Origin of the sequence: Reyranella sp., from assembly GCF_050185545.1 — a bacterium.
Classification (GTDB): Bacteria; Pseudomonadota; Alphaproteobacteria; order Reyranellales; family Reyranellaceae; genus Reyranella.
In genome coordinates, this window is sequence record NZ_JBFWZI010000189.1 from 1 (window position 1) to 13349 (window position 13349).

At 67.2% G+C, this 13349-nt stretch carries 14 protein-coding genes; 3 read left to right on the plus strand and 11 right to left on the minus strand.

Annotated features, from left to right (window positions below; genetic code table 11):
- The 6 genes from AB7O82_RS31470 to AB7O82_RS31495 all read right to left on the minus strand — a co-directional run.
- Positions 1-345, minus strand: a 345-nt coding sequence (locus tag AB7O82_RS31470; protein WP_428621098.1) for a VOC family protein, incomplete at its 3' end; no start/stop codon positions are given.
- On the minus strand, positions 342-1520 hold the full coding sequence (locus tag AB7O82_RS31475) for an FAD-dependent monooxygenase (RefSeq protein ID WP_428554785.1): 1179 nt from the start codon (positions 1518-1520) through the stop codon (positions 342-344). The genes AB7O82_RS31475 and AB7O82_RS31470, both read right to left, overlap by 4 nt.
- Positions 1517-3094, minus strand: a complete 1578-nt coding sequence (locus AB7O82_RS31480; RefSeq protein ID WP_428554788.1) for an FAD-dependent monooxygenase — start codon at positions 3092-3094, stop codon at positions 1517-1519. Before AB7O82_RS31480 ends, AB7O82_RS31475 begins: the two co-directional genes overlap by 4 nt.
- 174 nt (positions 3095-3268) lie before the next feature.
- Positions 3269-4495, minus strand: a complete 1227-nt coding sequence (locus AB7O82_RS31485) for an LLM class flavin-dependent oxidoreductase (RefSeq protein WP_428554791.1) — start codon at positions 4493-4495, stop codon at positions 3269-3271.
- Between the two features lie 149 nt (positions 4496-4644).
- The gene (locus AB7O82_RS31490; RefSeq protein WP_428554794.1) at positions 4645-5535 is read right to left on the minus strand and encodes an alpha/beta fold hydrolase; all 891 of its coding nucleotides are present in this window, start codon (positions 5533-5535) and stop codon (positions 4645-4647) included.
- Between the two features lie 82 nt (positions 5536-5617).
- Positions 5618-6265, minus strand: a complete 648-nt coding sequence (locus AB7O82_RS31495) for a squalene/phytoene synthase family protein (RefSeq protein ID WP_428553739.1) — start codon at positions 6263-6265, stop codon at positions 5618-5620.
- A gap of 110 nt (positions 6266-6375) precedes the next feature.
- Between AB7O82_RS31495 and AB7O82_RS31500 the strand changes: the two genes are divergently transcribed.
- Positions 6376-6972, plus strand: coding sequence for a urate hydroxylase PuuD (locus tag AB7O82_RS31500; RefSeq protein WP_428553742.1), 597 nt, complete (start codon positions 6376-6378; stop codon positions 6970-6972).
- A 65-nt stretch (positions 6973-7037) separates the two neighbouring features.
- Here the strand turns inward: AB7O82_RS31500 and AB7O82_RS31505 are convergent, their stop codons facing one another.
- From AB7O82_RS31505 to yajC, 5 genes are all read right to left on the minus strand, one after another.
- A complete protein-coding gene (locus AB7O82_RS31505) occupies positions 7038-7652 on the minus strand; it encodes a LysE family translocator (RefSeq protein WP_428553762.1) in 615 nt (204 codons plus the stop codon).
- A 200-nt stretch (positions 7653-7852) separates the two neighbouring features.
- Positions 7853-8260, minus strand: a complete 408-nt coding sequence (locus tag AB7O82_RS31510; RefSeq protein WP_428553745.1) for an Mth938-like domain-containing protein — start codon at positions 8258-8260, stop codon at positions 7853-7855.
- On the minus strand, positions 8257-9435 hold the full coding sequence (gene secF, locus AB7O82_RS31515; RefSeq protein WP_428553748.1) for a protein translocase subunit SecF: 1179 nt from the start codon (positions 9433-9435) through the stop codon (positions 8257-8259). The genes AB7O82_RS31510 and secF overlap by 4 nt, the downstream gene beginning before the upstream one ends.
- Before the next feature lie 9 nt (positions 9436-9444).
- Positions 9445-11115: a protein translocase subunit SecD gene (gene secD, locus AB7O82_RS31520; protein WP_428553751.1), complete on the minus strand. Its 1671-nt coding sequence runs from the start codon at positions 11113-11115 to the stop codon at positions 9445-9447.
- Positions 11116-11141: 26 nt separating this feature from the next.
- Positions 11142-11567, minus strand: a complete 426-nt coding sequence (gene yajC, locus AB7O82_RS31525) for a preprotein translocase subunit YajC (RefSeq protein ID WP_428553753.1) — start codon at positions 11565-11567, stop codon at positions 11142-11144.
- 197 nt (positions 11568-11764) lie between these two features.
- On the opposite strand from yajC, the gene AB7O82_RS31530 reads away from it, so the two are divergent.
- Both AB7O82_RS31530 and AB7O82_RS31535 read left to right on the plus strand, forming a co-directional pair.
- A complete protein-coding gene (locus tag AB7O82_RS31530; protein ID WP_428553756.1) occupies positions 11765-12628 on the plus strand; it encodes an ATP-binding protein in 864 nt (287 codons plus the stop codon).
- A gap of 5 nt (positions 12629-12633) precedes the next feature.
- Positions 12634-13221, plus strand: a complete 588-nt coding sequence (locus AB7O82_RS31535) for a pyridoxamine 5'-phosphate oxidase family protein (RefSeq protein WP_428553759.1) — start codon at positions 12634-12636, stop codon at positions 13219-13221.
- Positions 13222-13349: the final 128 nt, after the last annotated feature.

Genomic DNA, 13349 nt, shown 5'->3' on the forward strand with positions numbered 1-13349 from the left:
GTAGTAGTAGCCCGGCGCCCAGCCGCCCTCGACCGGACCGCGGTCGATGAAGGCGCCCATGGCCTCGAGCTTCTCCGCAACCTTGTCGACGTCCTCGCGCGAGCGAGCGCGCAGGCAGAGGTGATGCAGGCCGATACGGTTCTGCACGAAGCGCTCGTTCGCATACGGCTCGGAACAGCGCTGGATGCCGATCGCCGTGCGGCCGCCCACGTGATAGAGGAAGTTGTTGCCGTCATAGACCTTCTTCATGCCGAGGAAGGGCATCAGCTCGGCGTAGAATTTCCGCGATTTCTCCCAGTCGCTCACCGTCAGGATGACGTGCGCCATCCCGTTGACCTCGATCATGGTTGCGCCTCCGCAGCGTCGTGTTGGTAGAGCCAGGCGATGTTGTCGAACGATCGGTCGCCCGAGGTGGCCATGGCGTGGTCGCGCTTCTGCTGGTCCGGCCCGTCGGGCAAATGGAAGCGCACGCGGTTGGCCGCACTCGCCTCCTGCAGCCGAGTGGCGCGCGGCTTGCGCACGTCCTCGTAGCGCCGCAACGCCGCCGGCACGTCGTCCGGCATCGCCTTCAGGAGCGCCGCCAGCGCCGCGCCGTCCTCGATCGCCTGGGCGGCGCCCTGCGCCATCATGGGCAGCATCGGGTGACAGGCATCGCCCAGCAGGGTGACCCGCCCCTGCGACCAGCGCGGCAGCGGCAGCCGATCGTGCAGGGCCCAGATGAAGGTCTCGGGGAAGGCCGAGATCAGGCCGCGTACGGTGGGATGCCAGCCCTCGTACAGCGCCAGCACGTCCTCGACGCGCCCCTTGTCGGTCCACGATTCGCTCGTCCACGCGCCGTGCTCGACGACGCAGACCACGTTCATGAACCGCCCTGCCGAGACCCAGTAGTGCACGCAATGGGCGCCCGGTCCCATCCAATTGTGCGACGCTACCTCGATTTCGAGATGGGCGATCCGCTCGGCCGGCACCAGGCCGCGCCACGCCACGCAGCCGGTGAAGCGTGGCTTCTCGGGGCCGAACACCAGATGGCGGACGCGGCTGTGAATGCCGTCGGCGCCGATCAGCAGGTCGGCCTCGGCTGAGGCTCCGTTGTCGAAGCGGGCGACTATCCGCTCGCCTCTCTCGTCCACGTCGACGAGACGATGGCCGGCATGGGTTCGCTCGGTCGGCATCGCCCCGGCCAGCAGGGCCGCGAGGTCGCCGCGATGAAAATGAAAGTACGGTGCGCCAAACCGGGCCTCGACCTCGGGACCCAGAGGGGCACGCTGCAGCGTGCGGGCGTCGTCCCAGCGCTTCTGGTGCACCGCGCGCGGCCGCACGCCGTAGCGATGCATCGCCTCCGCCAGCCCGTAACGATAGAGCAGGCGCGAGGCGTTCGGGCTGATCTGGATGCCGGCGCCGATCTCGCCGAACCTGGCGGCCTGCTCGTAAACCTGCACGTCGAAGCCTTCGCGCAGCAGGGCGAGCGCGGCCGACAGACCGCCGATGCCGCCTCCGATGATGGCGACGCTGAGCGTCATGCGTGCTCCCTCGTTGGCGCGCCCGGTCGGCCGTCGAGAACCTGCGCCCAGACGGCGGCGCCATCGCGACAGGCGTTGCCGCGCCAGGCGACGTGGGTGTCGGGCCGCACCAGCACCAGCCTGGCCTCGTAGATCGGCGCGATCGACGGATCGTCGACTATGACCGTCTCGAGCGGCGCCGGCGCGGCGTCGATCAGCGGCGACGGATCGGCGTCGCCAAATCGCAGCAGGGTGAACCACGGGCCCAGCCGGTCGTAGAGCGCGCTGCCGTCATGCAGGAAGACGCTGGGCAGGCGTGCGCCGGGCGCCGTCGTCGGCCGATAGAGCACGGGATCGCCCTCGACGCCGTCGTAGCGGTAGCCGAGCTCGATGCCCCAGCTCTCGTTCTCGGCATTGCCGAGCGTGGCGATGCCACGCGCCAGCGCGTCGGGGTCGCTCACCGTCTGATAAAGGTTGGCGATCTCGATCCTGACGTCGGTGTGGCGCTCGGAGGCACGGCGATTGCGCAGGCCCACCGGCCAGCGCTCGCTCTCGTAGGATGCCAGCAGCCCGGGCCGCGCGAAACCCTTGAGCGTCGCCGCGAGTTTCCAGCCGAGATCGACCGCATCGGCGATCCCGGTGTTCATGCCGTAGCCGCCGGTCGGGATGTATTGGTGCGCGGCATCGCCCGCCAGGAAGACGCGCCCGCCCTGATAGCGCTCGGCCAGCAACAAGTGCGGGAACCAATCGTTGGCGACCAGGATGTCGCGCGCGAACGGACGACCGGCCCAGGCGTCCAACATGGCGTCGGGATCGATCGTGGCCGGATCGAAGCCGGACGGCGGCCGGCATTGCAAGGTCCAGGTGTCGTCGTCATCCTGGGCGATCAGCGTGCCCTTGTCGGTCTGGTAGTGCCAGGCGATGCCGAAGGCCTGCAGGAGGTCGCGCGCCTCGGAGCGGAAATGGATCATGTAGCGATGCGCCACGGCGGCCTTGCCCTCGAGGCAGATGCTGAGCCGCTCGCGCACCATGCTCGAGCCGCCATCACAGCCGGCGAGGAAATCGCAGCGCACGGTCTCGATGGCGCCGGTCTCCATGGTGCGCAAGGTCACGGTCACGCCCGTTCCGTCCTGCGCAAGATCCTCGAACGCCACGCCCCAGCGCGCATCGACCAGCGGGTCGTCGACGATCGCCTGGCGCAGCACCGGCTCGATCACGACCTGGCTCACGCGCATGGCCGGCTCGCGCGGCTGAGTGCCGTCGTTGTTCTGCCGGATCCCGGCCCTCTTCTCGATCACGCTGGGATAGCGGAAGCGGTGGAGCTCGCGGCCGCCTGCCTCGCGGGCCAGTGAGGTGATCCACGAGACGTCGAAATTGTTGCCCTCGGCCACGCCGACGGCGCGCAGCTGATCGACCAGCCCGAGCCGGCGGAACAGCTCCATCGAGCGGACGTTGGTGATGTCCATCTTGGGATGCCGGGTGGTCGAGGCATTGCGCTCGACCAGCAGACAGCGCACGCCAAACGAGGCCAGCGTACGCGCGAGCGTCATGCCGACCGGCCCGCCGCCCGCGATCAGGACGGGTACGTTCCTCACAAGGACCGCGGGCGTCCCGCCCGCTCATGCTCATGCCCATGCCCAAGGAAGAGCGAGATGCGCGCGGTTCCGGACCACCGGTCTCCCGCTCGCCCGAACCCATGAGCGGGCGAGACGCCCGCGGTCCGGAAGACGCTCACAATCACCGACCCGTCCCGTGCCCTTCGAACACGATCACGCCCGCCGCGCTTCCTTCTCGGCCATCTTCTGCTTCAGCTGCTCGGGCGTGAGGCGGACGATGTGCTCGTTCTGATGGCTGTAGATGTCGTACTTCCCGACATCGAGATCCTCGAGCACGATCTCGCGCGCCAGCACCTTCTGCTTCCAGGCGGCGTGCTCGGCTTCGGCGGCGTGGAATTCCGGCATCACCTCGCGGGCAAACAGCTCAAGCGATTCGCAGATGTCCTTGTGGCTGGTCTTGCCGGCCTGGTTCAGGAGGATGACCTGGTCGACGCGGCTCTGCTGGAACTGGCGCAGTTTGCGGCGGATGGTCTCCGGCGAGCCGATCAGGCCCGACTCGAGCGCCTTGCGCTCCTCGGGCCCGCCCTTCCAGCTCTGGTATTCCTCCCAAAGGTTGGAGGTGCCCGGCGCATCGACACCTTTGCGGCCGTAGTACGACAGCGCGAAGATGAAGAAGGTCCAGCCGGCCGCCTTGGCCTCGGCCTCCGCGTCGGTCGGCGCGCACATGAAGCCCGACACCATGGCGACGTTAGGATTGCTCGGATAGTCGGCGAGCTTCTGCGGGTTGTTCAGCAGGTTGTTGTAGTACTTGTGCACCCAGGCGCGCGCCGCCTCCGGCGTGACGAAGGTGAAGCCCAGTGCCCCCATGCCCCATTCGCCGGCCTTGCCGATGGTCTGAATGTTGGAGCAGGCGACCCACAGCGGCGGATGCGGCTTCTGGAACGGCTTGGGGATCACGTTGCGTGCCGGGAAGTCGTAGTATTGGCCGTGGAACTCCCAGCTGTCGCGGGTGAACATCGGGATGATGGCCTTCACCGCCTCTTCCCAGCGGTCGCGCTTGTCGCGCACGCGGATGTTGAAGGGATGCAGCTCGGCCGGCCCTGCCGCCTCCCCCATGCCGAGATCGACGCGGCCACCCGACAGCAGGTCGAGGGTGGCGACGCGCTCGGCCACGCGATGCGGCTGGTTGGTCGTGAGCTGGACCACGCCGTGGCCGAGACGGATCCGCCTGGTGCGCTGGCTGGCCGCGCCGAGAAACACCTCGGGCGCCGAGGAGTGGGAATACTCCTCGAGAAAGTGATGCTCGACTTCCCAGGCATAGTCGTAGCCCAGCGCATCGGCCAGCTCGATCTGGATCAGTGAATCCTGCAGCAGCTGATACTCGCTTTGCGGCCCCCAGGGACGCGGCAGCTGATGCTCGTAGAAGATGCCGAATTTCATGTCCGCTTCCTCACCTTGCTTCTCGCCGAAGCCCAGCCCTTCGCCTGCTTGCAGACCTTGCGCGGGAGTGCTCAGGCCATCGCTTGCCCGCAAACTCTACGCTCGTGCGTTCAACCCTTCACTTGCTTGCAGACTTTGCGCCGGGGCGCTCAGGCCTTCGCCTGCTTGCAGAATGTCGCGATGCGCTCGACCAGGGTCGGCATCAGCGCATCCGGCATGTCATGGCCCCAGCCCGGATAGGTCTGGATCTGGGCTCCCGGCACGAGCCGCGCCACGTCGCGGCCGCACTCGACCGGCAACAGCGGATCATCCTCGCCATGCAGCACCAGCGTCGGCGCCCGCACGGTCTTCAGGAGCTCGACCCGGTTGCCCGAGGCGATGATCGCAAGGTACTGGCGGCCCGCACCCTCGGGATACCAGCGCCGGTCTATGTTGAGGGCGACGAGCGCCCGCAGCGCGTCCTCGGCGGCCGGGTAGCCGGGGCTGCCGATGGCCGCGCGCACCTTCATGCCGTGGGCGATCAGCTGCTCGCGCGCCGGTCCGGCCGGCAGCGCCGTCAGCATGGCCAGCGCCTCGGGCTTGCCGAGCGGCAGGCCCGGCCGGCCGCTGGTCGAGAAGATCGATACCAGCGTGCGAGTCCGCTGTGGCGCGACACCGGCGATCGTCTGGGCGATCATGCCGCCCATCGAGCCGCCGACGATGTGGGCGCGGTCGATGCCCAGTGCATCGAGCAGCCCGGTCCCGTCCGCCGCCATGTCGCTCACCAGGTAGGGCGCGGTGACCTTCTTGCCGCCCATGGCATCGCGCAACGCCTCGGGAATGTTCGCGGGTCCCCAGGCGGCGAAATCGGTCGACAGGCCGCAATCGCGATTGTCGTAGCGGACGACAAAAAAGCCCTTGCTGGCCAGTCCCTCGCAGAACGATCTGGGCCACAGGGTGAGTTGGGCGCCGAGGCCCATGATGAGCAGCATCGCCGGATCCGCCCGGTTGCCGAATGTCTCGTACTCGATCTCGATGCCATTGGCCTTTGCCCGTGCCACGCGCCCTCCTCGCTCGTTCCGCTATGTCGTCGGCCCTCCCTCTTAGCCTGTCTCCTTTGGCAGGGCGAGCGAGCACGCCGCGTCAGTAGCGACCCGATCTGGCGGCCCACCAGTAGGCGAGTGGCTTGCGCCAGGGTGCCATGCCGCGATCGAGCGACAACGCCGGAAGCAGGACTGGCAGCGCCGCCTTGTCGATCTCATCCCTCAAAGCGCGGGCTTCGGCGAGCAGCGCCGCACGCTCCGGTCCCTCGCCCATCAGCCAGGCGGCGCCGATCGCCCGCGCCGCCTGCCGCGTCGCGGCGTCGTCGACACCCAGCACCGCAAGCTCGAGGTCGGTCAGCGCATGGCCGGTACGCACGACGTCGAGGGCGCCGTCGATCTCCTCCTCGCGGGCGTCGATCAGGGCCTCGAGCCTTTCAGGGACCAGTCGGTGACGGCGCACTGTTTCGCTGAGCGACTCGACGATCGGCTGCGCCCGTGGTGTTCCGGCGGCCGCCGCCTCGGCCACCGCTTCGCGCCACCATTGCAACCGGATGCGCGCCAGCATCGGCTCGCGCGTGACCGTCCGGGTACGCGCCAGCTCGTGATCGAAAGCCAGCAGCGCCAGCAGGTCGGAGCGCGCCGGCTCCGGTGCGAACAGGGCGCCGAGGAAGCGCTCCCGGTCGGCGGCGCGCACCGTCTCGAGCACGTAGCGGTGCGCGGCGTCGGGGGCGCGGTAGGCATCCGTCATCGGGGATAACCGCCCGACTGCGACAGTTGAACGCAGGACCCCGTGGGACTACAATTTCGCATTCGGGGATTCGCTAGTCCCTTCAAGAACATAAAAGGGGAAACGCCAAGATGGGTGCAATATTCACCTCGCCCGGACGCACCGTAACTGCCGGCGTCGTCCTGTTGATCGTGATCGTCATTGTCGTCGGGCTGCTCACCGGACAGATGACCAAGATCGACCACAATTGGGCGACGTTCGTCATGCGCTGGCTGCACGTCCTCAGCGGCGTGCTGTGGATCGGCCTCCTCTGGTACCTGAACTTCGTGCAGGTGCCGACCATGCCGACCATCCAGCCTGTCGAAAGCCGCGTCGCCATCACCAAGTACATCGCCCCCAACGTGCTCTTCTACTTCCGCTACGCCGCCCTCGCGACGGTGATCACCGGCCTGCTGCTGGCATGGATGCAGGGCTACATCGTGAGCGCGCTGACCCTGCAGAAGGGCGTCGTGATGATCGGCGTAGGCATGTGGATGGGACTCATCATGGCGTTCAACGTCTGGTTCATCATCTGGCCCAACCAGCAGAAGATCCTCGGCCTGGTCGAGGCGACCGCCGAGCAGAAAGCTGCAGCCGCCAAGCCGGCGCTGTATGCGAGCCGGTTCAACACCATGTTCTCGATCGGCATGCTCTACTGCATGGTGGCGCAGCAGAACGCGCCGGTGTGAACGCGACATACCGCAGAATGTCGAACGGGGCCCGGAAGGGCCCCGTTTTTCTTGGCCAGCCTCGGTCACGGACGTCGCGCGAGCGCCAATCCGACACCCGCGCCGATCAGCAGGCCGCCGGTCAGTCGGTTGCGCAGCCGCACGTGGGCGACCAGCAGCGCACGCAAACGGTCGGCAAGCAACGCCCACACGCCGTCGAGGACGACCGCCACCACCAGAAACGTTGCGGCCAGCAGCAGCAGCTGGTCCGACGCCATGGGGCCGGGCACGACGAACTGCGGCAGGAACGCGCCGTAGAACAGCAGCGTCTTGGGATTGGTGAGCCCGACCAGGAAACCGCGCAGGAAGATCACCCGGGCCGAGCGCGCCTGCGGGCCGACCTGGCTGAGATCGGTCGCCGGGGCGCGCCAGGCGGCGATGCCGAGCCACACCAGATAGGCGACGCCGATCCAGCGCAGCCAGTCGAAGCTGGCGGCAAGGAAGCTCAGCACGACAGTGGCTCCCGCCACGGTGAGCGCGAGATGGATCACGACGGCACTGCTGGTGCCGGCCACCGTGAGCAGGCCGAAGCGGGCGCCGTGGGCCACGCTGTTGGCGACGATCAGGGCGACGTTCGGTCCCGGAATGACGATCAGCACGACACAAGCCAGGACATAGGCGAGATAGAGGTCGAGAGGCATCATGCAGACATTGTAGCGGGATTGCTGCAAGTCATGGTGTTCTTCCGGACCGCGGGCGTCTCGCCCGCTCATGATCTTGAGCGGGCGAGACGCCCGCGGGCCGGAAAAAACAACAGCAGGAAACGCGCCACTCCAGAGGCGCTCTTGGGGTGCGTGATCAAGAAAGAGCGCCACTGGAGTGGCGCGGTCCCAGCGACGACCTACAGCGGCACCAGCGCAGCTGCCACGCGGCGGCCCTCGGCCAGCAGGACGTTGTAGATGCGGCAGGCAGACCCGGTATCCACCACTTCGAGAGCCAGCCCTGCCTCCTTGAGCTCGACGCGCAGCGCGGGCGGCACGAAGATGGCGCGGGCGCCGCAGCCCAGCACCAGCAGCTCCGGCGGCGGCTGCAGTTGGCGAAGCGGCGCCAGGGAGGCGAGCGAGAGGTCCTCGGCCCGCGACACACTCCATTCGACGGTGGTTGCCGGCGTCACCAGCACGGGCGTGCGCCAGTCGCGCTCGCCGATCACGAAGTGGCCGGGACCATAGCTGCGTATGAGCTGGACCCGCGCCGGGTCCGGCGTCGGCAGGGTCTTGTCGTCGGGCGGGCCCGCCGACGCGCCGCTCACGCCCTGGCCTTCTCGGCCTTTTCGTCGCTCCGGCTCAGCTGTTCGGGCCGCAGATTGAGATACACCAAGGTCGCGCCGGCAATCCAGACCGAGGAGTAGGTGCCGACGATGACTCCCCACAGCATGGCGATGGAGAAGCTGTAGAGCACCGGGCCGCCGAACAGGACAAGCGCCAACACCGCAACGAACATCGTCCCCGAGGTCATCAGCGTGCGGGCCAGCGTCTCGTTGATGCTGAAGTTAAGCAGCTCGATCAGCCCCATTTTCTTGTAGCGACGCATGTTCTCGCGAACGCGATCGAAGATGACTACGGTATCGTTGATCGAGTAGCCGGCGATGGTCATCAGCGCCGCGAGGGCCGTCAGGCTGAAATCGAGTTGCAGGACGACGAACAGGCCAACGGTGGAGATCACGTCGTGCAGCAGCGCCACCAGGGCGCCCACCCCGAACTGCCATTCGAAGCGGAGCCAGACGTAGATCGCAATCGCTGCGAGCGTGGCCACGATGGCGAGGATGCCGCTGCGCATCAGCTCGTCGCCGATCTTGGGGCCGACCGACTCGGTGCCGCGCAGCTCGTACTTGTCGCCGATCGCGTCCTCGACCAGCTTGATCGCCACCTGTTGGCACCATTCGGCCCGCTGGTCGGGCGACATCTCGACCTTGGCCGTGTTGACCGAGCCACGCGGCAGCTGACGTTCCTGGACCGTAAGGCCGACGCGACTCACCGCGTCGCGCCACCCGACGGCATCCAGCGCGCTCGGCGCCGTGAACTCGACATCGCCTGTGCCGGCGGCTCCGGGCTTGATCGACCAGCCGTTGCCCGCACGCCGCTTCAGGACGGCGTCGGCATTGGCGACGCACTGGGTGCCGCCCTCCTGACGCTGGACGCGGATCAGCGCCGTGCTGGCATCGCCGAACTCCTGCAGAGAGACCTCGCCGACGTGCAGCGCACCGACCGTGGAACGCAGTTCCTCGAGCTGGACCGCGCCCTGCTTGGCGCGCACCTGGACGGCGATGCCGCCTTCGAAATCGATACCAAAATTGAGGCCGAATACGAAAACACCGACCAGCGACAGCACGTTGATCACGGTCGAGGCAATGAGCGCCAGCCGGCGCTTGCCCAGAAAGTCGAAGCTCGTACGGGCGCGAATGAGGTGGTGCGGTCTCCACAACATGGCGGTGCCTCAGATCGGCAATTCGGTCGGCCGCCGAACGCGCACCCAGGTCGCCAGCAGCATGCGGGTGAAGATCGTGGCGGTGAACAAGTGGGTGAGCAGGCCGAGTGTCAGGGAAGTGGCGAAGCCGCGGATCGGGCCCGACCCAAAGCCGAATAGAAGCACGCCGGCGATCAGCGCCGTCAGATTGGAGTCGATGATCGCCGTCAGCGCCCGTTCGTACCCCGTGGCCAGCGCGCTGAACGCCGATCGGCCGTTCGCCTTCTCCTCGCGCACGCGCTCGTAGATCAGCACGTTGGAATCGACCGACATGCCTACGGTGAGCACCAGGCCCGCGATCCCGGGGAGCGTCAGCGAGGCGCCGAGGATCGACATGCCGGCGAATACCAGCAGCATGTTGACCAGCATGGCGATGCTGGCGAAGCCGCCGAAGATCGGTCCGTAGACCACCAGCATCAGCAGGATGACCAGGGTGGTGCCGACCAGCGCCGCCGTGGTGCCGGCCTGGATGGCGTCGGCGCCGAGATCGGCGCCCACCGTACGCTCCTCGATGATGCTCAGTGTCGCCGGCAGGGCGCCTGAGCGCAGCAGCAGGGCCTGCTCCTGGGTCTGCTGCGTGGTGAAGGTGCCGGTGATGATGCCGCTGCCGCCGCAGATCGCGCTTTGCACGACAGGGGCGCTGATGATCTCGTTGTCGAGCTGGATCGCCAGCCGCTTGCCGATGTTCTGCCGCGTGGCGTTGCAGAACGCCCGTCCGCCGGCCGTGTTGAACGTGAAGCTGATGATCGGCCGGCCGCCCTGCTGCTGCTCGAAGGTGGCCTTGGCGTCGTCGAGATCCTCGCCGCCCACGACCACGCGCTTGAGCACCGGCAGGCACTGCGGCTGGTAGCGCCGGCAGATCTGCTCCGGTGACAGCCGCGGGTTGGCCGCCTGGATCTCCTCCCACGCCTTGGGGTTGGAGCGCCGCAGCTCCTGCATGCCCTCGCGGGTCGGCACCAGGTAGGTCGTGGGCGGCAAGCTCGTGGGAATGTTGGCGCCGGTCTGCGCCACGTCCTCGTTGACCAGGTGGAAGGTGAGCTTGGCAGTCTGGTTGATCTTGCGCTTGAGGTCGGTCGTGTCCTTGATGCCGGGCATCTGCAGCAGGATGCGGTCGTCGCCCTGGCGCACGATGGTGGGCTCTATCGTGCCGGTCTCGTCGACGCGGCGGCGCAGGATCTCGATCGACTGATCGATGACCTCCTTCTTCTTCCTGAAGAGCTCCTGGTCGGAATAGGCGAGACGGATGGTGTCGCCGCTGCCCGACACGGCAAGCGACGGATCGACGGCGCGGATCGCCTCGAGGGCCTTGGCCCGCTGCGCCTCGTCGCGCAGGGTGACGACCACCGCGCGGCTCGCCTCGACCGTCACGTCCTTGATGCCGACCTGCTGCTTGCGCATCTCCGCGCGCACCGAATCGGACAGGTTGGTGAGCCGCTCGTTGAGCACGGCGCGCAGGTCGGCTTCGAGCTGGAAGTGTGCGCCGCCCCGCAGATCGAGGCCGAGATTGATGCGGCTCTGCTGGTACCAGCCCGGCAGGTGATCGAGCACCGCCGCCGGCAGGACGTTGGGCAAGGCGAACAACGCCCCCAGTGCCGTGAAAATGATGACGGCGATGGTTTGCCAGCGGGGAAGGTTGAGCATTCCGGTCTTCTATCCGGCCATTGCGGCTACTTCTTGCCGCCGAACAGGCTGCCCAGCAGGCTCTTGCGCTCGGCCGCTGGCGCGGGAGGCGGCAGCATGGGCTTCTCGTCGTCCTCGGAATCCTTGGCGCCGCGCACCGATTCGCCGCGCGTCACGATGTCCGTGATGGTCTGCTTGACGATGCGGACCCGCACGCCTTCGGCCAGCTCGACCTGCAACTCGTTGTCCGAGATCACCTTGGTGACCAGGCCGATAATGCCGCCCCCGGTCACGACCCGGTCGCCGCGCTTGACGCCGGCCAGCATCTCGCGCTGGGCCTTCATCTTGGCCTGTTGGGGGCGAATGAGCAGGAAATAGAAGACGACGAAGATCAGGATCAGCGGAAACAGCTGGACGAGGAAATCGCCGCCGCCGCCACCCGTTCCTTGCGCCCATGCCTGGGATATGAACATTCTCCGCTCCCGATTCTTTCCGGCCCCTTGGCGCTTTTGGCTGCTGGGCGGCCAAATCGCCCGGTTTTGGCGCTCTTGGCTGCTGGGCGGCCAAGACGCCGTTTCGTAAAAGCGCGCGGACTATAGCGACCCTACCCCGCTTTGCAACGCAAGTGCCGGGACGATATGGTCTGGCCCTTTTTTCGTGACGCAATCCGATGGATCAAGAGCTTAAGGCCACTCTTTCACGCATAGTCGAAGCCCTCGACCGGCTGGCCCCGCCCACCCCGCCCGGTGCCGACCTCGCGGCAGCCGAGGCCTATGTCTGGCACGCGGCCGGGCACAGCCTCGAAGCAGTGGCCAGGGTGAACCGGGTGAACCTCGACCTGCTGAAGGGCATCGATCGCCAGAAGGAGACCCTGGTCGAGAACACCAGGCGCTTCGCCAAGGGCCTGCCGGCCAACAACGCCCTGCTCTGGGGCTCGCGCGGCGCCGGCAAGAGCTCGATCGTCAAGTCGGTCCATGCCCACGTGAATCGCGAGATGGGCGGCCCGCCAGGCCCCCTCGCCCTGGTCGAGATCCATCGCGAGGACATCCCGTCCCTGCCCGTGCTGCTGTCGATGATCCGCAACTCGTCGCGGCGCTTCGTGGTGTTCTGCGACGACCTGTCGTTCGATGGCCAGGACGCCGCCTACAAGTCCCTGAAGGCGGTACTGGAAGGCGGCATCGAGGGCCGGCCCGAGAACGTCGTGTTCTATGCGACCTCCAATCGCCGCCACCTGATGCCGCGCGACATGATCGAGAACGAGCGGTCGACGGCGATCAACCCGTCGGAAGCGGTCGAGGAGAAGGTGTCGCTGAGCGACCGCTTCGGCCTCTGGCTCGGCTTTCACAACGCCGACCAGGACACGTTCTTCGCCATGATCGAAGGCTATGCCTGCCATTACCGGCTCGATGTCCCGCCGGATACCTTGCGCAAGCAGGCCATCGAATGGTCGGTGACGCGCGGCGCGCGCTCGGGCCGCGTCGCCTGGCAGTTCATCCAGGAGGTCGCCGGCCAGCTCGGCAAGAAGTTGGAGTAGTCGCCATGGACAATCCCGAGGACGCGATGTTCTCGCCCGCCGTCAAGGCGGAGCAGGCGCGACTCGGATCGCGCGCCCAGTTCGAAGGGCGCGAGTGGAAATCGGAGATCACCGACGATCTGCGTCGGTTCCTGGCTGTCGTCGACACCTTCTTTCTGGCAACCGCCAGTGCCGATGGCCGGCCCTACGTCCAGCATCGCGGCGGCCCGCCCGGGTTCCTGAAGACGATCGGCACCCACACGCTGGCCTTCGCCGATTTCGCCGGCAACCGCCAGTACATCTCGCTCGGCCATCTCAAGGAGAACGACCGCGCCCACATCTTCATCCCCCACTTCGCCACGCAGCAGCGGGTCAAGCTGTGGGGCCGAGCGCGCGTCGTCGAAGGCGATCCCGAGCTGATGGAGCGTCTGGTCGACCCGGCCTACCGAGCCCGCCCGGAGCGCGCGATCGCCTTCCGCCTCGAAGCCTGGGACATCAACTGCCGCCAGCACATCGTGCCACGCTACACGGAGGCCGAAATCGCCCCGGCAATCGATCAGCTGGCGCAACGCATCAAGGAACTCGAGCAGGAGCTGGCGCGGCTCAAGGGCTGACCTCCTCCCCAGCGTCTTCGCTGGGGAGGACTTCCTACCCGTGGTCAAGTGGACATTGCCTCGTTTTGGGGGACGATGTGAAGGTGAGTGAGGGTGCATTGTCGCCCGGCGCGCGGAAGTGTGCCGGC